The sequence below is a fragment of the Bradyrhizobium rifense genome (assembly GCF_008123425.1).
Lineage (GTDB): Bacteria > Pseudomonadota > Alphaproteobacteria > Rhizobiales > Xanthobacteraceae > Bradyrhizobium > Bradyrhizobium rifense.
Genome location: NZ_VSSS01000015.1, coordinates 177,832 through 199,617, shown reverse-complemented (window position 1 = coordinate 199,617; position 21,786 = coordinate 177,832). Strand labels below are relative to the sequence as shown.

Here is a 21,786-nt window from a genome sequence, read left to right as displayed (position 1 = left end):
TTGATTCGGGAATCCTATAAAGCAGGCAAAACTGGGAATCTGCCAAAGGAGTGCTAGAGCGACGCGTCGATCGCCACCCGATGTCCGTCGACCATCGCGGCGGCCTTGACCTTGGCTTCTTACTCTGTTGCGCTCAGCGCATTACCAAGTTCGTCGAGCACGCAATTCTGATAGATCATCATGATTTCAACCTGCCGAGTTCCAAACGAAAACTAACATAAGTTGGGAATTCGCATTCTTTCCCGGCATTCATCGGATTTACATTGGCAGAAGCAAATCACCTTGGCATAATCTTAGGGCCGGGGCTGGAACGTTCATCTCGCATCTATTTACACCCGGGGTCTGACGTGGTGCTTTCAGCACGATTTTAGATCAGCATAGCGAACAACCTGAGGCGGTCCGAAGGGCGGCCTTTTCTTGTGACGTGCGACGAAAGTTTTGCTGGATTTTCCTGCACTGGACAATCAAGATAGTCCCATTGAGCAGTCAATTTTTCCGGGGACATTGCAATGGCAAAACCGGCCGTTTCCCGTGATGCTTTTCGTGGACTATTCGCTTTCTATGCGGCGAAAGCTCATCACGACCACAAAGCCGAAGGTGAGGAATGCCTTCTGAAGCTGTTCGGGTCCGCGGAAGACATTCCTGATCGTCTATTGCAGCAGTGGTCTGAAAGAGCTGATTTACTCGGCCGCGAAACCGTTGGCAGTATAGTAGAGCCGCGCGCGCATGATATCGCCGGCGGCGGCGCGCGATATGATTGCGCGAGCGACTTTCTCCACACGCTCCTAAGAGATCTTGAGAGAAAAATGCAGTGATCAAGATACGCGCAGATTTTCCGCGCTGCTCTTGCCCCGCCTCTGATCGACTTTGACCTCGTAAGAGACCTTCTGTCCCTCACGCAGGTCCGAGAGACCAGCGCGCTCGACGGCGCTTATGTGCACAAAAACATCTTGGCCGCCATCATCGGGTTGAATGAAGCCGAAACCTTTGGTCGCATTGAACCATTTTACCACGCCAGTTGCCATTTTATTCTCCTCGCTACGCAATTCCGAAAGAATAAATCAGGTTTGCTGAGCTTTCCACCTTGAACTTACGGCGCAGCTCCCAAAACTCCTCCGGCGGAAGTAGCTCGCGCACCTTGTGTTCGTATACCCGTCAAAATCATCTTCGGCGAGATGCGCGCGATGGGCAGCGCCGGCGGAGGCTCGTTCGGTGCAATCCGCGTCGAGCGCGCAATCACAATTGGCTGCGCAGCCGGGCACGCCGGGCAATTGGTCTATATGCGCGGCGGCCATGGACCACGCTCCGAGGAGGCAACGCCGATCGGCGTCGCATCTGCCGCCGCCCGAGATGCGCGGCTCGGTCAGCGCTTCCAATTGGTCGCGAACTCCTTCCCGACGACTTCAGGACGTCAAGCGTACCGTTTGGGTTCTCCGATGACTGATTATACGGGCACCTTCAAAAACACGCCTAGATATCGCGAGCCGATCGCTGGATTACTTTCAGATCCGGCGGGCGTTGGGTGAGCCGACGTATGTTCGACAGCGCGGTCCACTTCGGGAGCCAAGCGAGTATAGCCAGTATCTGAAGAGGTCCGCGCGCGCTTTACGGCTTCTCGCTGCGCGATATAATTGCGCCTCGTAACTCAAAAATTGTACAAATGGCGGGGACACCATGGTTGCCACTCTCAGCAGCGATTTTTCCGTTTTTTCCGTTGGCGCGGCCGGCGGAATCTCGGCGGAGGTTCTTCATTGGTATGGACTTCGACGCGGTGGTCGTGTGCCGATCTACGCAAAGTCGGTTTTTTACTGGATTGTGACGATTGCGATGGTCTTGGTGGGCGCGTTTCTCGCGTGGGTTCGATTCGGCTCTGACGGAGTTCCATTTGACGTCTACTTCGTTGGTCTGGCCGCACCAATTATACTGCAGAAGCTGATTGCCCACGCTCCCGCAGGCGTTAAGGGATCGAGAGGCTCATCGACCGGCATCCGAGATTTTTTCGTTTGGTAGCCGATGGCCCAAGCCCGTTTTGCCTCCCTCGCGATTGGAATCGACGAGTACCCCCAAGGGTTCTACCAAGGGGATGAATTGCCCCTGAAATGTGCTAGCGCAGACGCCCGCCGTGTCCACGCGTGGGTTTCCGACACCTTCCCGCGCGAGCAGTCGAGACATTTCGCATTTTTCAACGCGCAGGCGACTCACCTTACAATTAAATCCTCGCTCGAGACACTCGCGACCCTGCAAAACCTTGATTTCGTGCTGATCTATCTTGCCGGTCACGGTCGTCGTACGGCAAACGGCGCCAACTTCTGCGCGTACGACCATCCGCAGGTTGGCCAAGGCGTCGATGCCCACTTTATCGACGATGCGCTCCGTAGAATGCAAGCAAAGAACGTCCTGATCTTTGTGGATTGCTGCCACGCGGAGGCGGTATTCTGGGGCAGCGAGTTCTTCAGCCGGTTGGAAGGCTCTCGTTGCAGGTTGTTCGTCGCTTCGTGTCAAGCGGATCAACTAGCCTACGAAGACGATCTCCTAAAATCTGCAACTGACGCCAGTGGGTCAAGTTTGCTTGCGCTGGCGTTGTTCGAGAAAATCGACGAAGCGGCGCGGCTTCGCTCGGAGCACCTTAGCCTGGATGAGGCCTTGTTTCCCTACCTAAAGAGAAGAGTACCTGCGCTCGCGTTCAATCTCAAAGGGAGAGCCCCGCAGGAGCCGGTTTCCGGCGGACTGTCACGCGATAATATCTACCTGCCGATCGCCCCCTCAACTCGCCCACCGCCTGGAACGTTCACCGCGCTATTGGCGCGGTGGCGTTCAGTAGTCACCACTATCTGTGTAATTGCCGCGTTCTCGATCGTGACCATCTATGCCGCGACCTGGCATCTTGAATTCAGCTCCAAGGGCTATTTGGCACTTTTTGCAGGTCCATCCTGGTTACCGTCACTGCCGGGAGATCTCCTGCTACGAAGCGAGCTCCCATTTACAGTAGCTGACATCACCGAAGAGCCGTCCCTTAGGGCAGCGGCGTTGAGCCGGAAGATCGAGGGTATGTGGTGGCAGACCGATCGTTTCGGCCAGCGCCGCTGGCTACAGGTCATCGAAGGCGCTCTGCGACCTGGCATCCGCGCTTACACTAGGGCACTCAATGGCATGCCCCAGGAAGCAGCTCCAGACTTGAACCTTATCAATCCGGAAAGCTTCGATTTCAAGAGGCGCGGAGCTGGCGTATCCAGATACTCAAGCATGCTGTTTGGCCCCCGGCCGATGGACATAGATCATTTAATCGCCATTGGCGCGTCGGCTGTCCTCGATCATCCTACTGACATGGACGGCTTGATTAGACCGGTCGTCCAGCACAAGGATTTGGCTACATTTAATTCCAACGCATGTGCGACAACAATAAGCTACGAGTACCTCGAGTGGGGTAAGGGCGATTTTTGGCAATCGTTGTCTCTCTCGGCGGCCAGAGCCGACGCACCCGAGTTATTTGACTTTCTGATCTTCCAAGCCCGAGTTCTGGATCTCATCCTACGAGCGGAGCCGCCACGACCGGAATCTCCTGAATCCGATCCACTTGACTACATAGTGATTAGCGCCGCCAAACTTCGCCACCTGATTAGATCCTACGCACTTGGACGACGATTGAGAAATGAGACGGCGTTAGCGAAAGGAGATGCCGACAAAGTTTCCGAACTGAAAACGTCGGGATGCGGCACGATGGCGGATATTCTCCTTGCTTGGCTGGAGGAGGAGAAAGCTGATCCAGAGCTGCCAGCGAGGATCCTCGATGATCTCACGACGCCCCCGGTCAAGTACGGAAAACGTAGCGATACCGTGGTCAAACTGCTTCTCGGAGCTTTCGAGGAAATTTGCCACCGTGAGGCGATCAAAGACACGTCTAAAGGGTGGTCTTTGTTATCGCAGGTGCCACAATCGGTGAGCGCCAAGGACAGGCTCCGAATGGCTGTGCGCTTGGCGGCGGATCGCGGGTTTCCGGGAGAGTTGGAAGACGCCCTTTTTCAAACAGTCGAAAGATGGCCGAATAGAATTGCCGCAGACAAAGTGCCGCCTATGTGGGCGCAACTGTTCTCAGAGGCGCTGTCGCGTCCCGATCGCGCCCTGCAGACTCTGAGTGTTGGCGCTGCAAAGATGTCCTCCGAGTCAAAGCAGCGCTTCCTGCGTCTGGATGAACCAATCGAGAGAATAGCTAAGACAAATGGCATGGAATCTATTGCCCCCGGGCTCGATGCCTATGCGGAAGGTCTATCGTGGCTCGGTCCGCTTAGAAAAGACATATCGGACTATATTTTTCACGGTGAAACGACTGAAGGACGCGACCAAATCAAATCACTTGTCGACCTCAAGCTCGGGATGCTCGCACGCATGGCGTCTCGCGGCTATCAAGACCCCCGAATGAAGGAAGAGCTTTTCGATCTGCCTAATCCAATTCCAGGAATAAACCTCTCTGACTGGCGCGGATTTCTCGCACCGCGCGCATACGTGGATTGGATGTTGGCTGCGCGAGCGGAAATTAGATATCGGCAAGATCCGCCCACCCCGGAAGGCTTGTTAAGATTGGTGTCGAGCCTCCGAGGTGATGCGCGCCGTCGCAGATCCGAGGTCTTGATTGTGCAGGAGTACCTGCGTGATCGCCCTGTTGCGGAAAAAAAGAGGTGGGTCACGGAGCTAAGCGCGCTCGCTGCTACTGAAATCGAACCAGAATTGCGTGCGGACATCGCAAGCTTGGCGGTGAGAGTGTTTGCTTCGATCGAATTGGAGGACCTGAATGAGAAGCGCTGAAGCGCAACGCCCCCGCCGACGCGCGACGCTGAATCAAGGCGCGATAGGTTGCACAGCCGGCAACGGCTATGATCCGACCGTCTTGCCTGCCGCAGCATCTGCTTTCGGCGCATCCGCAAGGCCGCGCACGAAGTTTATGGCTCGCTCCTGAAGTTCGGCCTCAAGCTTCGTCGCCTTGATGCGCTCGACAACGAGCTCGCGATCGAACGGTCGCGCCTGGTGGTAGCCTTCCACGAACTCCTTGTCCTTGTCGGACAAGCGAGCGAGTTTGGATACGATGATGTCCTCAGGACATGGGGCAACGGCTAGGACCTTTCGATCGTCGACGTCGACCGTCTTGGTGATCGCCCGCTTTTCCAATCTTCAGGAAGCCGCGCGGTGTTCTCGTCGACACCGTCGATATAGAAGCCGTGCTCGCGATGGAATTTAGAGCCCTCGCCATAGAGGGCATTGATCTCTTCTGAAGCCTCTGGATCGTCTTCGGGATCCAGTTCCTTCTGCTGGATCTCCCAAATCTTCGCGTTTTCCGGATAAGCGTCGATTTCGCCAGAGGTGCGTAGGACGATTGGTGCGTCTGGCCATGAAAGCAAGATGCTTTGGCTGCCGATGATGAAGACCTTGTCGGTTTTAAATAGCCGGGCGATCACCCTGACTGTCTCGACAAGGTCTTCAATAGTGCGAACAAACGAGTTTTGTGTCACGCAGCCATCCGCGGAAGTCCCGCGGTCTGATGGATCGCAGATCTCTCGGCAATCCGCTTCGCCGCCTTCCAGATACGACGGCGCAGAGTGTCGTCCTCGAAATTGATGCCTTCCGCCAAAACGAAAGGTGAGGACAGACGCAGACGCGTCATCTCTTCGTCGCGGCTCGTCAGACGGCGGCGGACCGTAGAAGGAGGAAAGCCAAGCATGTCCGACCACTCGCGAACGAAAGCGTAGCCTTCGAAACGCTGGTAGTTATGGGCCAAAGAATCCTTAGCCCTTTCGACCAGCGACGGGTCGCGACCGATCTGCCGCGCAATAAGCCGATGCATGATCAGCTTCGCGGTGTCGTTCACGTATTCCCGGTTGATCCGGACGCTCATGGCTCTCGACCAGTGCCTATCTCAGGGTGGAAAATAGGGCATCGACCCTTAAAAATCCAGCTACCCACCAATCCTCTTGGACGGCGGATGTTCCCTGTCCGTTCAAACTAGCAGTTCCGATAAGCTCGGGCAACGGGGCAAAAACCCGGAAAATCGCCAAGGTCTAAGGAACCTGACCTCCGACCAGCAAGCGTCTTACTCAACTAAACATGGGGATATTGATAAGACAAATCAATATCTTAGCTCGATCTATCGCCTCAAGAGCGATAATCCTCCTTTCAGGCCCAAAACGGGAATGGAGGCCATGCCGGCGATACGAACTGAGATCTTCCAGAGAACCTTTACCCCTCCCCGCGGGAGATCTCCGAGCCCATCCTGGCCCTTTGCCGCGAACTCAGCCCAGACCGACAGCCTGTCTGGATCTCAGTCTTGCCTGAGCCCGGCGCCGTTGCCAGCGAGTGCTTCAGCAACGTTGCCGCAAAGGTTGCGAGAGACGGAGGGACACTGCTTTACGGATGGACGATTTGGGAATGGCCACGAATTTTCGTTGAAGCCGAACATCACGCCATTTGGGAATGCGATGATTCAGAGTCCTCGATCGTCCAATTTGTACTCGGAAGTCGCCGATTGCCGCACCGGCCAAGGCATCAAGCTTCACGAAGGGCAGATTTTGCTTACACGTTGATCAGAACAGCGGAAGCAAAGGTCCCGGGTCCAACACATGCCCAAGCGAAATGCCGACAAGCTTGCGCGCGCGAAAGCACGACCGGATCCCTCCCAATGGAACGAGGATGAAGCGATGACCTTTAGCGAGGCTGTCGCCGTGTTTTTTCCGCAAGGTCCACTGACATTATCATCACTGCGCAGGGCAGCGGCAGTTGGGACTCTTGAAATCGCCAAAGTGGCAGGTAAAGATTTGACGACGCCTCGTGCTATCCGCAAATTGGTAAAGCCATCATGCCGGGCCGCAAAGCCAAGCCGCCGCGACTCTGGTTCCGAGAAGACGACGGATGCTGGGTCATCCTCGATCGATCGGAGGGAAAGCGACGGCAGATCCGCACAGGTTGCAGCCGCGACGACATTGACGGCGCTGCGAAAGCGCTCGAAACCTACATCGGCGGACGGCACCCAACCACAATCGGGGCAAGTGACCCTGGGGTCCTCGCCATAGCCGACGTCCTTACTGCCTACGAGGTATCCAAACGGCCAAAGGATAAGAGTGACGAGCGAGCCTGGGCGCAGCATGATCTACTGCTCATCCGGCTCCTCGATCTGAATGGCTTCTTCGGTGACAAGACAGTGAGCAAGCTCAAGGCCCAGCTGTGCCGCGACTTCGTGGACTGGTCCACGAACACGCCGAATGAAAACAACAGGCAGGCCGGGTTTAAGCCACGTCAAGGCAAAGTTTCCGAGCAAACCGCTAGGCGCCGGCTTGAGGATTTACGTGCTGCCATCAACGCGTACCATGCGGAGCACACGCTGAGCGTCGTTCCGAAGATTACCCTACCTCCCAAGGCGGAAGGCCGCCACCGCTGGCTGACGCGCAACGAAGCCGCGCGCCTGCTCGGTGCCGCGATCGGCTACGTGTGGGATAACGAGCGAAAATCCTGGAAACGAAAGGAAGATGGCAAGCTGTTGCGCCGGGAGCGGTGGATCATCCGGCGACGCTATCCGGCCGCCCGCTTTTGTCTGATTGGCGTTTACAGCGCGCGGCGCGAGGAAACGATTCGGCGCACACAATGGCTCGCCACCACCACGCATCCATGGATGAACCTCGACGGCATGGTCTATCAGGGCAAAGGCGCCCTGGAACGGTCAACTAAGAAACGGCGCCCTCCGGCAAAGATCGCTAGCCGCCTGCGCCCTCACTTGGTCCGCTGGCGCAAGATCGACCAAATGCGATCTAGCGAACTGCGCGCGGCCGGCATTCTGGAGAACGGCGAACAAATCAGATTCGTCGTGAACCGCATTCACGATGGCCAGCCGCTTGCCGGCAAGATCAGGTCAGCTTGGGAAGGTATTCTGCAGGACGCGGGGCTTGGCGAGGATGTTGTCCGGCATTCGCTACGCCATACAGCAGCGACGTGGCTGATGCAGGCCGGCGTCGATATGTGGGAGGCTGCTGGCTGGCTTGGAATGACGGTAGAGCAGCTTGAGGCAAACTACGGTCATCACCATCCTGAATTCCAGGAAGAAGCCGCTGAGGCGTTTGGCGGCCAACGCTAGTCCCGCGCGGGGAACTTGGGATCGATTTCGTTCGCTGCAGCGTCGAGCTCAGATTGAGCGGCCCGCACCTTCGCCCAAGCCCCGGACTTCTCAGGATCCCTCGGCGAAATCTGCAGAAACCGATCGTTGGCTGTGACAAGCGCGTGCACGGCCTTACTCCAACGCTCGTATGCAGAATCGAGCTCTACAGCCACCACACTGCTCCGATCGAGCCATTTTGTTGCGCATTTCGTTGCGCGCAAAAATCATCGAAAGTATAAGTATTTGAAATAATGGTCGGAGTGGCAGGATTCGAACCTGCGACCCCTGCGTCCCGAACGCAGTGCTCTACCGGGCTGAGCCACACTCCGACAAGAGGCCGGCTTATAGCGTCGGGTTTGGCGCACCGCAAGCGGCCGAGATGAGGAATTTTATCCCTGTGAAAACGGGTCTTGAAACGTCGATTCTGCCGGCCGGCCAGGCCGGCGCGGAAGCTGCCGCCCGGATTTTGGCCGCGGGCGGGCTGGTGGCGTTCCCGACCGAGACGGTCTACGGGCTCGGCGCCGACGCGACGAATGCCACCGCGATCGCCCATCTCTATGCCGCCAAGGGCCGGCCGGCCTTCAATCCGCTGATCGCCCATGTCGCCGACCTCGCGGCCGCGCGCCGGATCGGGCGGTTTGATGCGCGCGCGCTGAGGCTTGCCGAGGCGTTCTGGCCGGGGCCGCTGACGCTGGTGGTGCCGAAGACGAATGATTGCCCGGTGGCCGATCTCGCCACTGCGGGCCTCGACACCGTCGCGATCCGCATTCCCGCCCACCCGGTGGCCGAAGCCATTTTGCGTGCCTTTGGCGGGGCGGTGGTGGCGCCGTCGGCAAATATCTCCGGCCACGTCTCGCCAACCTTGGCGGCTCATGTCGAGAGCGACCTTGCGGGACGCATCGACCTGATCATCGACGGCGGACCGGTTGCGGTGGGCGTCGAATCGACCATCGTTGGCTGCTTCGAGGCACCGATGCTGCTGCGCCCCGGCGGGCTGTCGCGTGAACGCATCGAGGCCGTGCTCGGCATGCCCTTAGGCCGACCGCCTGTGGAGACCGAGAGCCACGACAGCCAGCCACTGGCGCCGGGCATGATGGCCTCGCATTACGCGCCCCACGCCACCGTGAGGCTGGGCGCGCAAGACGTGGCACCCGGCGAAGCGCTGCTGGCGTTCGGGCCTGATCGCCTGCCCGGCCAGGAGGCTGCCGCCGCTGTCATGAATTTGTCGCCCGCGGCTGATCTCGATGAAGCCGCCGCCAATCTGTTCGGCTATCTTCGCGCTCTTGATGCCAGGGCGCCGCGAGCGATTGCGGTGATGGCAATCCCCGAAGAGGGCCTGGGTGAAGCGATCAACGACCGGCTGCGGCGCGCTGCGGTGGCACGATAAGAGCAAGAGACGAGATAATGAACATCAATCAATCCGCCACCCCGCCGCTTGCGCCGGAGCTGATCGACCAATTCCGCAAGATCGTTGGCGACAAGTACGCGATCACCGATGCGGCCGACATCCAGGCTTACGTTACCGAGGAGCGCAATCTTTTCCACGGCCGCTCGCCGCTGGTGCTGCGTCCGGGCTCGACGGCTGAGGTGTCCGCGATTTGCAAGCTCGCTTCCGAACTCAAGATCGCGCTGGTGCCGCAGGGCGGCAACACCGGCCTCGTCGGCGGACAGACGCCGCATAATGGCGAGGTCGTGGTGTCGCTGCGCCGGCTCGACAAGATCCGCGAGGTCGACACCGCCTCCAACACCATGACCTGCGAGGCCGGCGTGGTGCTGCAGATCGCGCAGCAGAAAGCGTCCGACGTCGATCGGCTGTTTCCGCTGTCGCTCGGCGCGGAAGGAAGCTGCACCATCGGCGGCAATCTCTCGACCAACGCCGGCGGCACCGCCGCGCTTGCCTATGGCGTGGCGCGCGAGATGGCGCTGGGGCTGGAGGTCGTGCTCGCCGACGGGCGTGTGCTCAACGTGCTGTCGAAGCTGAAGAAGGACAACACCGGCTACAACCTCCACAACCTCTTCATCGGCGCGGAAGGCACGCTCGGCATCATCACCGCGGCGACATTAAAGCTGTTTCCGAAGCCACGGGCGGTCGAGACGGCCTATGTCGGGCTGAAATCGCCGACGGCAGCGCTAAAACTGCTGACGATCGCGCAGAGCGAAGCCGCCAATGCGTTGACGAGCTTTGAGCTGCTCTCTGAGATGGCAGTCGACTTTTCCGTCCGCCACGGCATCGACGTCCGCGATCCGCTTGCCGAGAAGCATCGCTGGTACGTGCTGATGGAATTGTCCTCGCCGGGCGACGACGCCCGCACGCCGCTGGAGACGATCCTGGCCCGCGCCATGGAGGAGGAGATCGTCGACGACGCCGTGATCGCGGCCAACCTCAGCCAGCGCGGCAACTTCTGGAAGCTGCGCGAGGAAATGTCGTCGGCACAGAAACCTGAGGGCGGTTCGATCAAGCACGACATCTCAGTGCCTGTTGCCACCGTGCCCGCCTTCATCGAGGAAGCCAACGCCGCCGTGGTGAAGCTGATCCCCGGCGCGCGGCCAGTGCCGTTCGGCCATCTCGGCGACGGCAATCTGCACTACAATGTCAGCCAGCCGATCGGCGCCGACACCGCGGATTATCTGGCGCGCTGGCATGAGATGAACGCTGTGGTGTTCGAGATCGTGCTGCGCATGGGCGGCTCGATCTCGGCCGAGCACGGCATCGGCGTGCTCAAGCGCGACGAGCTGCCCGAGGTCAAGGACAAGACCGCGATCGAGCTGATGCGCGCGATCAAGGCGATGCTCGATCCGCACGGCATCATGAATCCGGGGAAAGTACTGTGAGCACTCTTGCGATTGACGCGATCAGGGATGCCGACGTGGAGTCGGTCGTTGCGCTGTGGCAGCGCTGCGGCCTGACGCGGCCGTGGAACGATCCGCATGCCGACATCGCATTGGCGCGGCGGCGCGACAATTCCACCATCCTGATCGGACGCGAGCCGGGCGCGATCGTCGCGACCGCCATGGTCGGCCATGACGGTCATCGTGGCTGGATCTACTACGTCGCGGTCGATCCGGATGGACGCAAGCGCGGCTATGGCCGGGCGATCATGGCCGCCGCCGAAGACTGGCTGCGCGCCGCCGGCATTGCAAAGCTTCAGCTGCTGGTCCGGCGCGAGAATGCGCAGGCCAATGCGTTCTACCAATCGCTCGGCTTCGAGGAATCGACGTCGGTGATGTTCCAGAAGTGGCTCGACGGCCGCGCTCCCACCTCATAATTTTTGAGCATGATCTTTTCGGAAAACCGCTTCACACTTTTCCGGATCATGCTCGTATCCGGAAGACCGCAATGACCATTTCAGACCGCGTCCGCATCAAGGACGTCCGCGTGCTCTCGGACGGCTGGACCACGCTGAAGACCACGACGTTCGAGTACCGCCGCGGCAATGGCGAATGGCAGACGCAGAAGCGCGAGACCTATGAGCGCGACAATGCCGCCGCCGTGCTGCCTTACAATCGCGCCGGGCGTACGGTGGTCCTGGTGCGCCAGTTCCGCCTGCCGGCGTTCATTCGCGGCTATGACGATTTGCTGATCGAGGCCGCCGCCGGCGTGCTGGACGACGCCTCGCCCGAGGTGCGCATCCGCGCCGAGGCCGAGGAAGAAACCGGCTATCGCCTACACGACGTCCACAAGGTGTTCGAGGCCTTCATGAGCCCGGGCGCGGTGACTGAAAAAATACATTTCTTCGTCGCCGAATACGAGCCGGAGATGCGCGTCAGCGCCGGCGGCGGCCTGGAGCACGAAGGCGAGGACATCGAGGTGCTGGAGCTGGGCATCGACGAGGCTTTGGCGATGATCGCCGACGGCCGCATCATCGACGCCAAGGCGATCATGCTGCTGCAATACGCGGCGCTGCATATTTTCAGGTAGCCCCGCCGGGCCGACAATTCTGGCCTGCACGGCCGTGGCGCCTGTTGAGCAAACCGCCGACTATCTCTAGTCTGGCTCTAACCAAGAACCAGGAGACGCGCCCATGTCCGCTCCGCGCGACGACGAATTCGGCTTTGCGCCCGACTACGATGCCCCCGTCCCCTATATGCAGCGCACGCGGGATTATTACACCGCGATCGGATACACCACCGCGTATCGCTGGGCGCACTACACCGAGGCGCCGTTCCAGAAGCTGAAGAAGCCGCTGGCGCAATCTCGGGTGACGATCATCACCACGGCTGCGCCCTTCGATCCGACCAAGGGCGATCAAGGGCCGGGCGCGGCGTATAATGGCAGCGCGAAGTTCTATCAGGTCTATGACGGCGATACGGCGAAGCAACACGATTTGCGCATCTCGCACATCGGCTACGACCGCAAGCACACCACGGCCACCGACAACGGCACCTGGTTTCCGCTGCCGCAGCTCTTGAAGGCCAAAGCCGCCGGCCGGATCGGCGAGGTGAGCCAGCGCTTCTTCGGCGCGCCGACCAACCGCAGCCATCGCGTCACGCTGGACACCGATGCACCGGAGATTCTGGCGCGCTGCATTGCCGACAAGGTCGACGTCGCCGTGCTGGTGCCGAACTGCCCGGTCTGCCACCAGACCACGGCGTTGGTGGCGCGGCATCTCGAGGCCAACGGCATTCCGACCGTGATCATGGGCTGCGCCAAGGACATCATCGAACACGCCGCCGTGCCGCGCTTTTTGTTCTCGGACTTCCCGCTCGGCAATTCCGCCGGCAAGCCGCACGACATTGCTTCGCAAGCACAGACGCTGGGGCTGGCGCTGAAACTGCTGGAGACCGCGAGCGGCCCGCAGACCACGATGCAGTCGCCGCTGCGCTGGAGCGAGGACGCCTCCTGGAAGCTCGACTACAACAACGTCGCACAAATGAGCCCCGAAGAGCTGGCGCGCCGCCGCGCCGAATTCGACAAGCAAAAGGAGATCGCGCGCGGCAATCGCGCCGCCTGACGTCCTCCGATAAAATAAAACAACATGGGGAGAGAGACGTGACGCGACCGTTCGAGGGCGTGAAGATCCTGGACTTCACACAAGTGCTGGCCGGCCCTTATGCGAGCTACCAGCTCGCGCTGCTGGGTGCTGATGTCATCAAGGTCGAGCGGCGCGAGGGCGAGGACATGCGCCGCACGCCGCTGTCCCGCGAATGGGCCGAGCGCGGGCTGGCGCCCGCCTTCCAGGCCATCAACGGCAACAAGCGCAGCCTGACGCTGGATCTGCAAAAGCCCGAGGCCATCGCGATCGTGAAGAAGCTCGCCGCGACCGTCGACGTCGTCATGGAAAACTTTCGCCCCGGCGTGATGGACAAGCTCGGCATCGGCTACGAGGCGCTGTCGGCGATCAATCCGAAGCTGATCTATTGCGCGGTGTCCGGTTTCGGCCAGACCGGCCCGGATCGCTTGCGCCCCGGCTATGACGGCAAGATGCAGGCGCTGTCGGGCATCATGGCGATCACGGGGCATCCGGAAACAGGGCCGACGCGCGCAGGCTTTGCGGTCTGCGACGTGCTCTCGGGCGCGACGGCTGCGTTCGGCGTGTCGAGCGCGCTCTACCAGCGCGACCGCACCGGCAAGGGCCAGCTCATCGACGTCTCCATGCTGGAGGCGACGATGGCGTTTCTGTCGGGACAAATCGCAGACTGGTCGGTCGCCGGTCATCGCCAGCAGCTTTCGGGCAATCAGGCTGTCAGCCGCAGGACTACGGCGAATTTGTTCAAATGCGGTGACGGCCACATCCTGCTTGCCGTCAACAACGAAAAACAATACCGCGCGCTGATGGCCGCGCTCGGCCGCGAGGACACGCTGAGCGATCCGCGCTTCGCGGACTGGTTTTCGCGTAACGAGAACGAGCCCGCGCTGCGTGCCATCATCGAGGAGGCGCTTGCGGCAAAGCCTGCGCACGAATGGGAGACCTTACTGGAAGACGCCGGCGCGCCCTGCGCCAGCATCTGGAAGGTCGAGGAGGTGATCGACCATCCGCAGATTGCCGCGCGAGGCGCCATTCAAGAACTGGACACGCCCTATGGCCGCCTGCGCTTTGCCGGCAGCGGATTCAAGCTCGCGCATGGCGGCGGCAAGCTCGATCGCATGGCGCCGGAATTGGGTGCGGATACGGATTCGGTGCTGGGCGAGCTGGGGTTCGATGCGGCGGAGATCGCGGCGTTGCGGGCGCGGGAGATTGTGTAACGGCACCGCATCTAGAACAACGACCCCTGCCCGTCATCTGATGACGCAGCAGCAACCTTCCGCACTGACTTTTTGGGCTTCGCGGCCTCAACCTCCGCCTCCATCCCCTCCGCGCTGATCGGCAAGAGCAGCTGATCGTCGTCATTGGCGACGCGGTTGACGCGGGTGGAGACCGGGTGCCAGACGAACTCACCGAGGCGCGGGGCCGTCATCAGCGGCAGGATCGAATCGACCTCGTCGCTGCGGCAATCGAGCCAGCGCTCGAAATCGCGCGGGCTGATGGTGACAGGCACGCGGTCATGCAAGCTCGCGAGATCCTCGCCAGCCGCCGCGGTGACGATCGCCACCGTGTCGAGCTCCTCGCCGTTCGGCCCGATCCAGGTTTCGAACACTGCGGCAAAGCTGAGCGGCGCACCGTCGGCGTGATGGATGAAGAACGGCTGCTTGCGGCCGTCGATCGCCTTCCATTCGTAATAGCCGTCGGCGGGGATCAGCCCGCGCCGCCGGCGAATCGCTCTCTTGAACGCGGGCTTCTCCAGCACCGTCTCCGAGCGGGCGTTGATCAGGAGCGTAAAGCCTTTGGGGTCCTTGACCCAGCCCGGCAGCAGGCCCCAGCGCATCAGACGAAAATGGCGCGCGCCATTCTCGACCAGAACAACCGGAATCGGTTGCGTCGGCGCGACATTGTACCGGGGCGGGAAATTCGGCTGCTCGATATAGCCGAACAGTTGCCGCAAAGCCTCGGGGGCCGAAGTTATGACGAAGCGTCCACACATCTCAGGGTTTCTATATAGGGTCCGTTCAGGTCCTTTTAACCCAGAACGTTAACACTGCGGCGGATGAGCTCAACGGCCTCCCAACCCGCGACGCGCGCACAGACGGGCCCCGAGGCCGCGGCCTGGGCCGAGCGGCTGCGCGTGGCCAATATCAATCCGCGGACCGGGCTTGCCACAGACTATCTCAACCATTTCAATGAAGCCGTGATGCTTCTGGAAATGATCCCGGACATGCCGGAATGCGCCGAGGATTTTTTGACCTGGTCGCCGCTGTCCTATGCAGAACATTTTACCGCATCGAATTTCAAGGCACGGGATCTGGCAATCGAAGCCTATGAAAAGGCCGAGCCGAGCGTGCGAACCCAGTTCGACCATATCACCGACACCATGACCTCGATCCTGACCGCGGTCGGCTCGGCCATGCGCGAGGTCGAGAAGGACACGACCCGCGTCCGGCTCGCCGAGCAGGCCACCCTCTGGGTCAAGCCGCTGATCGCGGCCTGCGGCGGCATCATCAATGGCGGTGCGGAAGCCGACGTCGACACCATCATGGCGAATTGAGTCAGGTAGCTGAAGAAATGGCTGCGGTCATCCAGCCCACCCACCCACAGATCGCGGTCAGCGCGGCCATCTTCCGCGACGGCAAGGTGCTGCTGACCCGCCGCGCCCGCTCGCCCGCCAAGGGGTTCTATTCACTGCCCGGCGGCCGGGTCGAATTCGGCGAATCACTGCACCAGGCGCTGAGCCGCGAGGTTGACGAGGAGACCGGGCTCGAAATTGAGATCGTCAGCCTTGCCGGCTGGCGCGAGGTGCTCCCGGCCGCACCCGGTGCCGGCCATTATTTGATCATGTCCTTTGCCGCCCGTTGGGTGGCCAAGGAACCCGCCCTGAACGACGAGCTCGATGATTACCGCTGGATTGCCCCGGACGCTCTGGGCAGCCTCGGTGACCTCAAAATGACCGGGGGGCTGGAGGAGATCATCCAGTCCGCCGCCCGACTGATCGGCCCCTGAGCGCCCGCCTTGCGTCATCAGCGCCGAGGGGGCATACAGCCCGCCGATGTCGACGCGATTTCTGGCCATTTTTGTCCTGATTCTCGCCTGCGCTTCCGCGCCCGCCCGGGCCCAGGACGTGGCGGCGCCGTTCGACGCCGATTTGCAGCGGCTGGCCGAGGTCCTTGGCGGCCTACACTACCTGCGCGGCATCTGCGGCACCAACGAGGGCAACAAATGGCGCAGCGAGATGCAGGCGCTGATCGATGCCGAAACCCCCGCCGGCGAGCGCCGCACCCGCATGATCGCGGCCTTCAACCGCGGCTATAACGGTTTTCAGCAGACCTACCGGAGCTGCACGCCGGCCGCGACGGTGGCAATCCGCCGTTACATCGAGGAAGGCTCGAAGATCTCGCGCGATCTCACGGCGCGCTACGCGAACTGATCTCGCGGGAACTCTGTCATCGACTTTGTTCACAGCCGTTAACCGTTCCTAAAGATGTGGCCTAGCGGTCGTTAATGCGCGTGCTACACCTCTTGGCACAGCGCATCGCCGGTGGATCGCGCCCCAGCCCTGATTGAGATTCATGAGCCAGCCGATTTCCTACGCCCCCGCCCGCGCGCCGCTGCCCGATCACGAGCAGAAACAAGCCGCACTGAGCTATCTCAACGAAGCCTGGGCCGAAGCGCGCCATGACGGCGTCGACGGCGATTGCCTGGCACAGGCGAGCCTGTTTGCGGCGCTCGCCGAGCTCGTCGGCACCTATGGCGAGGACGCGGTGGCGAAATTCGTCGAGGGTGTTCCTGCCCGCATCCGCAACGGCGAATTCTCGGTCTGCCTCGCAAGGCAGTAAGCCCTGTTCGAAAATGACCCCGCCTCACGGGCGGGGCCAGTCTACGGATGAATGACTTTGCGAACAGGCTTTGGCGAACAGGCTTTGGCGAACAGGCTTTGGCGAACATTGTTCGCGAAGTCTGCTGCGTTTATCGCACGGAAGCCGCTGGCGTAGACGAGCATTAATCTCGGAACAACCGGGAGATGTTCCCGACACAGTCGGGAATGCGAGCTAATCCGTCTCGATCGGCAGCTCCGAGTCCCTCGCCCACTCGCCCATGGAAGCATCGTAGAGCGTCAGCTTGTCGTAGCCGAGCTGCGTCAGCAGAAACAGATCGATCGTCGCCGAGATGCCGCCGCCGCAATACAGGATCACGTTCTTGTCGCGCGTGACGCCCTGGGCTGTGAATTTCGCTTCGGCATCGGCAAGCGACGTCAGGGTCTTGTCGGCATTCACGAGCGTCGCGGCCGAGACGTTGACGCTACCGGGCACGCGGCCGGGTCGGCCGTAGCGGCTTGGCTCAAGGCCTTTATGAAACTGCGGCCCGAGTGCGTTGACGGTGACGGTCGAGGGATCGCCGATCCGCGCCTTGACGGTAGTCTTGTCGACGAAGAAGCCCGCGCGCGGTGTCGCCTTGAACGTCGTCGCCGGATAGCCCTTCGGGGCCCCGGTCTCGACGGGCCGCCCCTCTTCCTTCCATTTGTCAAAACCACCATCGAGCACCCGCGCATCGACGCCGAGCGCGCGCAGCATCCACCAGAACCGTGTCGACCACATCATGGTGCCGATGCTGTAGAGCACGATGGTCTTGCTCGCATCCGCACCGTGGCGACCGAAGGCGGCCTCTAACTGGGCCACGCCAGGCATCATGAAGAATTGCTGCGCGGAGGTCTCGGAGAACTCACCCTGCAGGTCGAGGAAATCGGCACCCGGGATGTGGCCGGCCGCGAACGTCTTGTCGCCGGGAACGGCGCGATACGGCACGTCGCTGCCGGGTGGCACCGGCTCGTTGTAGGTCGTGCAGTCGTAGAGGCGGAGGTTGGGGTCGCCGAGGATGCTAGCGAGTTGTGTGGTGGTGATGAGGGCGGTGGGCTGGGACATTGGACTGCACTCCCGTTCGAGTGGGAGTGTAACTCCCTCCCCTCGTCATTGCGAGCGCAGCGAAGCAATCCAGACTGTCTCCGCGGAGAGATTCTGGATTGCTTCGTCGCTTCGCTCCTCGCAATGACGAGGCTGCGGCGTCCTACTGCTTCAACGTCTCCAGAAACCGCACCGGCTCGCCCTGTGACGGCGTCACCAGTTCGCCCTGCCACATCACGCGGCGGCCGCGGATGAAGGTGCCGACGGGCCAGCCGGTCACGCGGACGCCATCGTACGGTGTCCAGCCGGCCTTTGATGCCACCCATTTGTTGGTGATGGTCTCGCTGCGCTTGAGATCGACGATCGTGAAGTCGGCATCGTAACCGGCGGCAATACGGCCCTTGCAGGCCATGTTGTAAAGACGCGCCGGGCCGGCGCTGGTGAGATCGACGAACCTTGCCAGCGACAAGCGGCCGGCGTTGACGTGGTCGAGCATCAGCGGCACCAGCGTCTGCACGCCGGTCATGCCGGAGGGCGACGCCGGATAGGTCTTCTGCTTCTCTTCCAGCGTATGCGGTGCGTGGTCGGAGCCGAGCACGTCGATGATGCCCTGCTCGATGCCGCGCCAGATGCCGGCGCGGTGATCGGCGCCGCGCACCGGCGGATTCATCTGCGCCAGCGTGCCAAGCCGCTCGTAGCATTCGGGTGCGACCAGCGTGAGATGATGCGGCGTCGCCTCGCAGGAGGCGATATCCTTGTGGTCGCGCAGGAACTCGATCTCTTCCTTGGTCGAGATATGCAGCACGTGGATACGTTTGCCTGTCTCGTGCGCGAGCTTGACGAGGCGCTGCGTCGCCATCAGCGCCGCGGTCTCGTCGCGCCAGACCGGATGCGAGCGCGGATCGCCCTCGATGCGGAGCGACTTGCGATCGTTGAGACGATATTCGTCCTCGGCATGGAAGGCCGCGCGGCGGCGGATCACCTGGAAGATGCGGCGCAGGCTCTCGTCGTCCTCCACCAGCAGAGCGCCGGTCGAGGAGCCGATGAACACTTTCACGCCGGCACAGCCGGGCGCGCGCTCGAGCACGGGCAGATCCTGCACGTTCTCGCGGGTGCCGCCGATGAAGAAGGCGAAATCGCAATGCATGCGGTGGTGCGCGCGCTTCACCTTGTCGGTGAAAGTCGCCTCCGTCACCGTGAGCGGCGAGGTGTTCGGCATCTCGAACACGGCGGTGACGCCGCCCATCACGGCGCTGCGCGAGCCGGTCTCGAGATCTTCCTTCTGCTCCAGCCCGGGCTCGCGGAAATGCACCTGCGTGTCCATCACGCCGGGCAGGATGTGCAGGCCCTTGCAGTCGATCACTTCGGCGGCGGAGCCTTGCAACAGCGGGCCGAGCTCAGCGATGCGACCGCCTGCGATGCCGATATCGCGAACAGCCTCGCCGTCCTGGTTGACGACGGTGCCACCCTTGAGGATCACATCGAAACGCTGGGTCATGGCTGGAGGCCTCTCTCATCCCCAAGCGCAGGGCTCGAGGTCTTGTCGTTTATGCCTTGCGGGCTTACGTTCCGGAGCAACATGTCGCAAGAGATTTTCGCATGAAATCAGCGTTTCTTCCGGACCGGGGCGTGATCAAGGTCGCGGGCGAGGATGCGCGCAACTTCCTCAATGGCCTCGTCACGACCGATGTCGACAAGCTCAAGCCGGGCCTGGGGCGATTCGGCGCGCTGCTGACGCCGCAGGGCAAGATCATCGTGGATTTCCTGATCACGGAGGCCCCCGTCGGCCATGGCGGCGGGTTCCTGATCGACTGCCCGAAACCGCTGGCCGAGGACCTCGCCACCAAGCTGAAATTCTACAAGCTGCGCGCCAAGGTGACGGTGGACAACCTCGATCTCGGCGTGCTCGCGGCCTGGGACGGCGAGTTGGCTGCTCAGCCGGATCTCTCCTTTGCCGATCCACGCAATGAGCATCTCGGCACTCGCATCCTGATCCCCGAGGATCTCAAGCAAAAACTCTCCGACCTGATCGGCGCCGAGCTGGTCGATGCCGCCGACTACGAGGCGCATCGCATCGCGCTCGGCGTGCCGCGCGGCGGGCTCGATTTCATGTACAGCGACGCGTTCCCGCACGAGACCAACATGGACCGTCTGGCCGGTGTCGATTTCGACAAGGGCTGCTATGTCGGCCAGGAGGTCGTCTCGCGCATGCAGCATCGCGGCACGGCGCGCACCCGAAGCGTGAAGGTGCTGCTCGAGGACTCCTCACCTGAGGCTGGTGTCAGTGTCATGGCCGGTGACAAGTCCGTCGGCACCATGGGCTCGTCGGCGCAGGGCAAGGGCATCGCGCTGGTGCGCATCGACCGCGTTGCGGACGCGCTCGATGCCGGCCAGCCGCTCACCGCTGGCGGTCTCGCGTTGAAGCTGGCAGAACCCGACGTCGTCCGCATTCCCACCAAGCAGCCCATCGCATGAGCCGTGCTCCCCGCCTGCATCCCGACGGAAAGACCCGCTGCCCCTGGCCCGGCGAAGACCCGCTCTATGTGGCCTATCACGACACCGAATGGGGCGTGCCCGAGTATGACGACCGCGCGCTCTATGAAAAGCTGATCCTCGACGGTTTTCAGGCCGGTCTCTCCTGGATCACGATTTTGCGCAAGCGCGACAATTTCCGCAAAGCGTTCGACGATTTCCAGCCGGAGAAGATCGCGCGCTACAACGACAAGAAGGTGCAAGCGTTGATGAACGACGTCGGCATCGTGCGCAACCGCGCCAAGATCGACGGCACGATTCTGAGCGCAAAATCGTATCTCGATATCATGGAGAAGGGCCCGGGCTTCTCGAAGCTGTTGTGGGACTTCATGGGCGGACGGCCCAAGGTCAACAATTTCAAGACCACGGCGAGCGTGCCGGCCTCGACGCCTTTGTCGGTGCAGATCTCCAAGGAGCTGTCGTCGCGCGGCTTCAAATTCGTCGGCCCGACCATCGTCTACGCCTTCATGCAGGCGACCGGCATGGTCAACGACCATCTCGTCGACTGCCATTGCCACGCGAGCTGCAGCAAGATGCAGCGCAAGCCACGCCTCAAGGCCAAATGACGGCCGGGAAGACAGCGCGCGCAGCGGAGTCCCGCGCCTGGCAGCGCATGCTGTCGGGCCGGCGGCTCGATCTGCTCGATCCCTCCCCGCTCGATATCGAGATCGCCGACATCGCGCATGGGCTGGCGCGCGTCGCCCGCTGGAACGGACAGACCATCGGCGCGCATATCTTCTCGGTCGCGCAGCACACGCTGCTGGTGGAAACCGTGCTGCGGCACGAGATGCCGCGCGTCGATGAGCGCATGCGGCTTGCAGCCCTGCTGCACGATGCGCCCGAATATGTGATCGGCGATATGATCTCGCCGTTCAAGGCGGTGCTCGACGGCCATTACAAGGCCGTGGAGAAGCGCCTGCTCGGCGCCATCCATATCCGCTTCGGCCTACCGCCGGTGCTGCCCGACGAGACCACGCAGGCGATCAAGGCCGCCGATCGCGGCGCGGCCTATCTGGAGGCGACCGAGCTCGCAGGCTTCAGCGAGAGCGAGGCGAAGCGCCTGTTCGGGAGGGATCCCGGCCTTTCCGACAGCGTCCGGCGCGACTATCTGACGCCCTGGACGGCGGCGCGGGCCGAGAAGCAGTTTCTGGAGCGGTTTGGCGCCGTGTTTGCATAGGCCTCGTAGGGTGGGCAAAGGCGCGTTTGCGCCGTGCCCACCAACTTTTTGCGACCGCGACAAAAATGGTGGGCACGC

24 protein-coding genes, 1 tRNA gene and 1 pseudogene are annotated in these 21,786 nt (G+C 61.5%); 18 read left to right on the top strand and 8 right to left on the bottom strand.

The features are described from left to right. Positions 1 to 509: 509 nt before the first annotated feature. Complete coding sequence (locus FXB40_RS09420) at positions 510 to 815, top strand: hypothetical protein (RefSeq protein WP_148771925.1); 306 nt, start codon at positions 510 to 512, stop codon at positions 813 to 815. On the opposite strand, the gene FXB40_RS09415 is transcribed toward FXB40_RS09420, so the two are convergent. Next, the gene (locus tag FXB40_RS09415; RefSeq protein WP_085398462.1) at positions 816 to 1,025 is read right to left on the bottom strand and encodes a cold-shock protein; all 210 of its coding nucleotides are present in this window, start codon (positions 1,023 to 1,025) and stop codon (positions 816 to 818) included. A gap of 165 nt (positions 1,026 to 1,190) precedes the next feature. Between FXB40_RS09415 and FXB40_RS09410 the strand changes: the two are divergent. From FXB40_RS09410 to FXB40_RS09400, 3 genes and pseudogenes are all read left to right on the top strand, one after another. Beyond that, positions 1,191 to 1,444: pseudogene (locus tag FXB40_RS09410) on the top strand (short-chain fatty acyl-CoA regulator family protein); the annotation flags it as partial. A 230-nt stretch (positions 1,445 to 1,674) separates the two neighbouring features. Then, positions 1,675 to 2,010, top strand: coding sequence for a hypothetical protein (locus FXB40_RS09405; RefSeq protein WP_085398452.1), 336 nt, complete (start codon positions 1,675 to 1,677; stop codon positions 2,008 to 2,010). A 3-nt stretch (positions 2,011 to 2,013) separates the two neighbouring features. Further along, complete coding sequence (locus tag FXB40_RS09400) at positions 2,014 to 4,800, top strand: caspase family protein (protein WP_148771924.1); 2,787 nt, start codon at positions 2,014 to 2,016, stop codon at positions 4,798 to 4,800. A 66-nt stretch (positions 4,801 to 4,866) separates the two neighbouring features. On the opposite strand, the gene FXB40_RS49040 is transcribed toward FXB40_RS09400, so the two are convergent. From FXB40_RS49040 to FXB40_RS09390, 3 genes are read right to left on the bottom strand one after another with little or no spacing between them, the layout of a single operon-like run. Beyond that, the gene (locus tag FXB40_RS49040; protein ID WP_347339753.1) at positions 4,867 to 5,160 is read right to left on the bottom strand and encodes a DUF6036 family nucleotidyltransferase; all 294 of its coding nucleotides are present in this window, start codon (positions 5,158 to 5,160) and stop codon (positions 4,867 to 4,869) included. Beyond that, a complete protein-coding gene (locus FXB40_RS49035; protein ID WP_246207471.1) occupies positions 5,106 to 5,501 on the bottom strand; it encodes a hypothetical protein in 396 nt (131 codons plus the stop codon). The genes FXB40_RS49040 and FXB40_RS49035 overlap by 55 nt, the downstream gene beginning before the upstream one ends. Further along, a complete protein-coding gene (locus tag FXB40_RS09390; protein ID WP_085398455.1) occupies positions 5,498 to 5,884 on the bottom strand; it encodes a hypothetical protein in 387 nt (128 codons plus the stop codon). Before FXB40_RS09390 ends, FXB40_RS49035 begins: the two co-directional genes overlap by 4 nt. A gap of 957 nt (positions 5,885 to 6,841) precedes the next feature. Between FXB40_RS09390 and FXB40_RS09385 the strand changes: the two genes are divergently transcribed. Further along, entirely contained in the window at positions 6,842 to 8,110 is a 1,269-nt protein-coding gene (locus FXB40_RS09385) for a site-specific integrase (protein WP_148771923.1), read from the top strand. 273 nt (positions 8,111 to 8,383) lie between these two features. Here FXB40_RS09385 and FXB40_RS09380 read toward each other — a convergent pair. Beyond that, positions 8,384 to 8,460 (bottom strand) — tRNA-Pro (locus FXB40_RS09380). A 68-nt stretch (positions 8,461 to 8,528) separates the two neighbouring features. On the opposite strand from FXB40_RS09380, the gene FXB40_RS09375 reads away from it, so the two are divergent. The 6 genes from FXB40_RS09375 (at position 8,529) to FXB40_RS09350 (ending at position 14,315) form a co-directional block, all read left to right on the top strand. Further along, a complete protein-coding gene (locus FXB40_RS09375) occupies positions 8,529 to 9,518 on the top strand; it encodes an L-threonylcarbamoyladenylate synthase (protein ID WP_187436750.1) in 990 nt (329 codons plus the stop codon). A 17-nt stretch (positions 9,519 to 9,535) separates the two neighbouring features. Next, complete coding sequence (locus FXB40_RS09370) at positions 9,536 to 10,963, top strand: FAD-binding oxidoreductase (protein ID WP_148771921.1); 1,428 nt, start codon at positions 9,536 to 9,538, stop codon at positions 10,961 to 10,963. Next, positions 10,960 to 11,397 carry a GNAT family acetyltransferase gene (locus FXB40_RS09365; RefSeq protein ID WP_148771920.1) on the top strand — a complete coding sequence of 146 codons (438 nt, stop codon included), beginning with the start codon at positions 10,960 to 10,962 and terminating at the stop codon, positions 11,395 to 11,397. Before FXB40_RS09370 ends, FXB40_RS09365 begins: the two co-directional genes overlap by 4 nt. Before the next feature lie 71 nt (positions 11,398 to 11,468). After that, positions 11,469 to 12,050: an NUDIX domain-containing protein gene (locus FXB40_RS09360; protein WP_148771919.1), complete on the top strand. Its 582-nt coding sequence runs from the start codon at positions 11,469 to 11,471 to the stop codon at positions 12,048 to 12,050. 103 nt (positions 12,051 to 12,153) lie between these two features. Further along, a complete protein-coding gene (locus tag FXB40_RS09355) occupies positions 12,154 to 13,083 on the top strand; it encodes a glycine/sarcosine/betaine reductase selenoprotein B family protein (protein WP_148771918.1) in 930 nt (309 codons plus the stop codon). Positions 13,084 to 13,121: 38 nt separating this feature from the next. Next, entirely contained in the window at positions 13,122 to 14,315 is a 1,194-nt protein-coding gene (locus FXB40_RS09350; RefSeq protein WP_148771917.1) for a CaiB/BaiF CoA transferase family protein, read from the top strand. An 11-nt stretch (positions 14,316 to 14,326) separates the two neighbouring features. Here FXB40_RS09350 and FXB40_RS09345 read toward each other — a convergent pair whose 3' ends face one another. Continuing rightward, positions 14,327 to 15,091, bottom strand: coding sequence for an SOS response-associated peptidase (locus tag FXB40_RS09345; protein WP_148771916.1), 765 nt, complete (start codon positions 15,089 to 15,091; stop codon positions 14,327 to 14,329). A 63-nt stretch (positions 15,092 to 15,154) separates the two neighbouring features. Here FXB40_RS09345 and FXB40_RS09340 point away from each other — a divergent pair, with 63 nt between their 5' ends. The 4 genes from FXB40_RS09340 (at position 15,155) to FXB40_RS09325 (ending at position 16,937) form a co-directional block, all read left to right on the top strand. Then, on the top strand, positions 15,155 to 15,652 hold the full coding sequence (locus FXB40_RS09340; protein ID WP_148771915.1) for a hypothetical protein: 498 nt from the start codon (positions 15,155 to 15,157) through the stop codon (positions 15,650 to 15,652). A 17-nt stretch (positions 15,653 to 15,669) separates the two neighbouring features. After that, positions 15,670 to 16,104, top strand: a complete 435-nt coding sequence (locus tag FXB40_RS09335) for an NUDIX hydrolase (RefSeq protein ID WP_148771914.1) — start codon at positions 15,670 to 15,672, stop codon at positions 16,102 to 16,104. Positions 16,105 to 16,150: 46 nt separating this feature from the next. Next, positions 16,151 to 16,528, top strand: a complete 378-nt coding sequence (locus tag FXB40_RS09330) for a TIGR02301 family protein (protein ID WP_148771913.1) — start codon at positions 16,151 to 16,153, stop codon at positions 16,526 to 16,528. A gap of 142 nt (positions 16,529 to 16,670) precedes the next feature. Next, positions 16,671 to 16,937: a hypothetical protein gene (locus tag FXB40_RS09325; protein ID WP_148771912.1), complete on the top strand. Its 267-nt coding sequence runs from the start codon at positions 16,671 to 16,673 to the stop codon at positions 16,935 to 16,937. A 213-nt stretch (positions 16,938 to 17,150) separates the two neighbouring features. On the opposite strand, the gene FXB40_RS09320 is transcribed toward FXB40_RS09325, so the two are convergent. Both FXB40_RS09320 and FXB40_RS09315 read right to left on the bottom strand, forming a co-directional pair. Continuing rightward, entirely contained in the window at positions 17,151 to 18,020 is an 870-nt protein-coding gene (locus tag FXB40_RS09320) for a sulfurtransferase (protein ID WP_148771911.1), read from the bottom strand. Between the two features lie 142 nt (positions 18,021 to 18,162). Further along, positions 18,163 to 19,497, bottom strand: coding sequence for a dihydroorotase (locus FXB40_RS09315; protein WP_148771910.1), 1,335 nt, complete (start codon positions 19,495 to 19,497; stop codon positions 18,163 to 18,165). Between the two features lie 101 nt (positions 19,498 to 19,598). Here FXB40_RS09315 and ygfZ point away from each other — a divergent pair, with 101 nt between their 5' ends. Genes ygfZ through FXB40_RS09300 form a run of 3 tightly spaced genes read left to right on the top strand, consistent with a single transcriptional unit; the run spans position 19,599 to position 21,708 of the window. Further along, positions 19,599 to 20,474 carry a CAF17-like 4Fe-4S cluster assembly/insertion protein YgfZ gene (ygfZ, locus tag FXB40_RS09310; RefSeq protein WP_148771909.1) on the top strand — a complete coding sequence of 292 codons (876 nt, stop codon included), beginning with the start codon at positions 19,599 to 19,601 and terminating at the stop codon, positions 20,472 to 20,474. Continuing rightward, positions 20,471 to 21,097: a DNA-3-methyladenine glycosylase I gene (locus FXB40_RS09305; RefSeq protein WP_148771908.1), complete on the top strand. Its 627-nt coding sequence runs from the start codon at positions 20,471 to 20,473 to the stop codon at positions 21,095 to 21,097. The genes ygfZ and FXB40_RS09305 overlap by 4 nt, the downstream gene beginning before the upstream one ends. Beyond that, the gene (locus FXB40_RS09300; RefSeq protein WP_148771907.1) at positions 21,094 to 21,708 is read left to right on the top strand and encodes a YfbR-like 5'-deoxynucleotidase; all 615 of its coding nucleotides are present in this window, start codon (positions 21,094 to 21,096) and stop codon (positions 21,706 to 21,708) included. The genes FXB40_RS09305 and FXB40_RS09300 overlap by 4 nt, the downstream gene beginning before the upstream one ends. Positions 21,709 to 21,786 lie beyond the last annotated feature (78 nt).

What these genes read in the sequence shown, in the direction of transcription:
- FXB40_RS09360 (WP_148771919.1), top strand. Translation starts at nt 11,469, where the DNA reads ATGACCATTTCAGACCGCGTCCGCATCAAGGACGTCCGCGTGCTCTCG.
- FXB40_RS09305 (WP_148771908.1), top strand. Translation starts at nt 20,471, where the DNA reads ATGAGCCGTGCTCCCCGCCTGCATCCCGACGGAAAGACCCGCTGCCCC.
- ygfZ (WP_148771909.1), top strand. Translation starts at nt 19,599, where the DNA reads ATGAAATCAGCGTTTCTTCCGGACCGGGGCGTGATCAAGGTCGCGGGC.
- FXB40_RS09325 (WP_148771912.1), top strand. Translation starts at nt 16,671, where the DNA reads ATGAGCCAGCCGATTTCCTACGCCCCCGCCCGCGCGCCGCTGCCCGAT.
- FXB40_RS09355 (WP_148771918.1), top strand. Translation starts at nt 12,154, where the DNA reads ATGTCCGCTCCGCGCGACGACGAATTCGGCTTTGCGCCCGACTACGAT.
- FXB40_RS09315 (WP_148771910.1), bottom strand. Translation starts at nt 19,497, where the DNA reads ATGACCCAGCGTTTCGATGTGATCCTCAAGGGTGGCACCGTCGTCAAC.
- FXB40_RS09405 (WP_085398452.1), top strand. Translation starts at nt 1,675, where the DNA reads ATGGTTGCCACTCTCAGCAGCGATTTTTCCGTTTTTTCCGTTGGCGCG.
- FXB40_RS09300 (WP_148771907.1), top strand. Translation starts at nt 21,094, where the DNA reads ATGACGGCCGGGAAGACAGCGCGCGCAGCGGAGTCCCGCGCCTGGCAG.
- FXB40_RS09420 (WP_148771925.1), top strand. Translation starts at nt 510, where the DNA reads ATGGCAAAACCGGCCGTTTCCCGTGATGCTTTTCGTGGACTATTCGCT.
- FXB40_RS09400 (WP_148771924.1), top strand. Translation starts at nt 2,014, where the DNA reads ATGGCCCAAGCCCGTTTTGCCTCCCTCGCGATTGGAATCGACGAGTAC.
- FXB40_RS09370 (WP_148771921.1), top strand. Translation starts at nt 9,536, where the DNA reads ATGAACATCAATCAATCCGCCACCCCGCCGCTTGCGCCGGAGCTGATC.
- FXB40_RS09390 (WP_085398455.1), bottom strand. Translation starts at nt 5,884, where the DNA reads ATGAGCGTCCGGATCAACCGGGAATACGTGAACGACACCGCGAAGCTG.
- FXB40_RS09345 (WP_148771916.1), bottom strand. Translation starts at nt 15,091, where the DNA reads ATGTGTGGACGCTTCGTCATAACTTCGGCCCCCGAGGCTTTGCGGCAA.
- FXB40_RS09340 (WP_148771915.1), top strand. Translation starts at nt 15,155, where the DNA reads ATGAGCTCAACGGCCTCCCAACCCGCGACGCGCGCACAGACGGGCCCC.
- FXB40_RS09385 (WP_148771923.1), top strand. Translation starts at nt 6,842, where the DNA reads ATGCCGGGCCGCAAAGCCAAGCCGCCGCGACTCTGGTTCCGAGAAGAC.
- FXB40_RS09335 (WP_148771914.1), top strand. Translation starts at nt 15,670, where the DNA reads ATGGCTGCGGTCATCCAGCCCACCCACCCACAGATCGCGGTCAGCGCG.
- FXB40_RS09330 (WP_148771913.1), top strand. Translation starts at nt 16,151, where the DNA reads ATGTCGACGCGATTTCTGGCCATTTTTGTCCTGATTCTCGCCTGCGCT.
- FXB40_RS09320 (WP_148771911.1), bottom strand. Translation starts at nt 18,020, where the DNA reads ATGTCCCAGCCCACCGCCCTCATCACCACCACACAACTCGCTAGCATC.
- FXB40_RS09415 (WP_085398462.1), bottom strand. Translation starts at nt 1,025, where the DNA reads ATGGCAACTGGCGTGGTAAAATGGTTCAATGCGACCAAAGGTTTCGGC.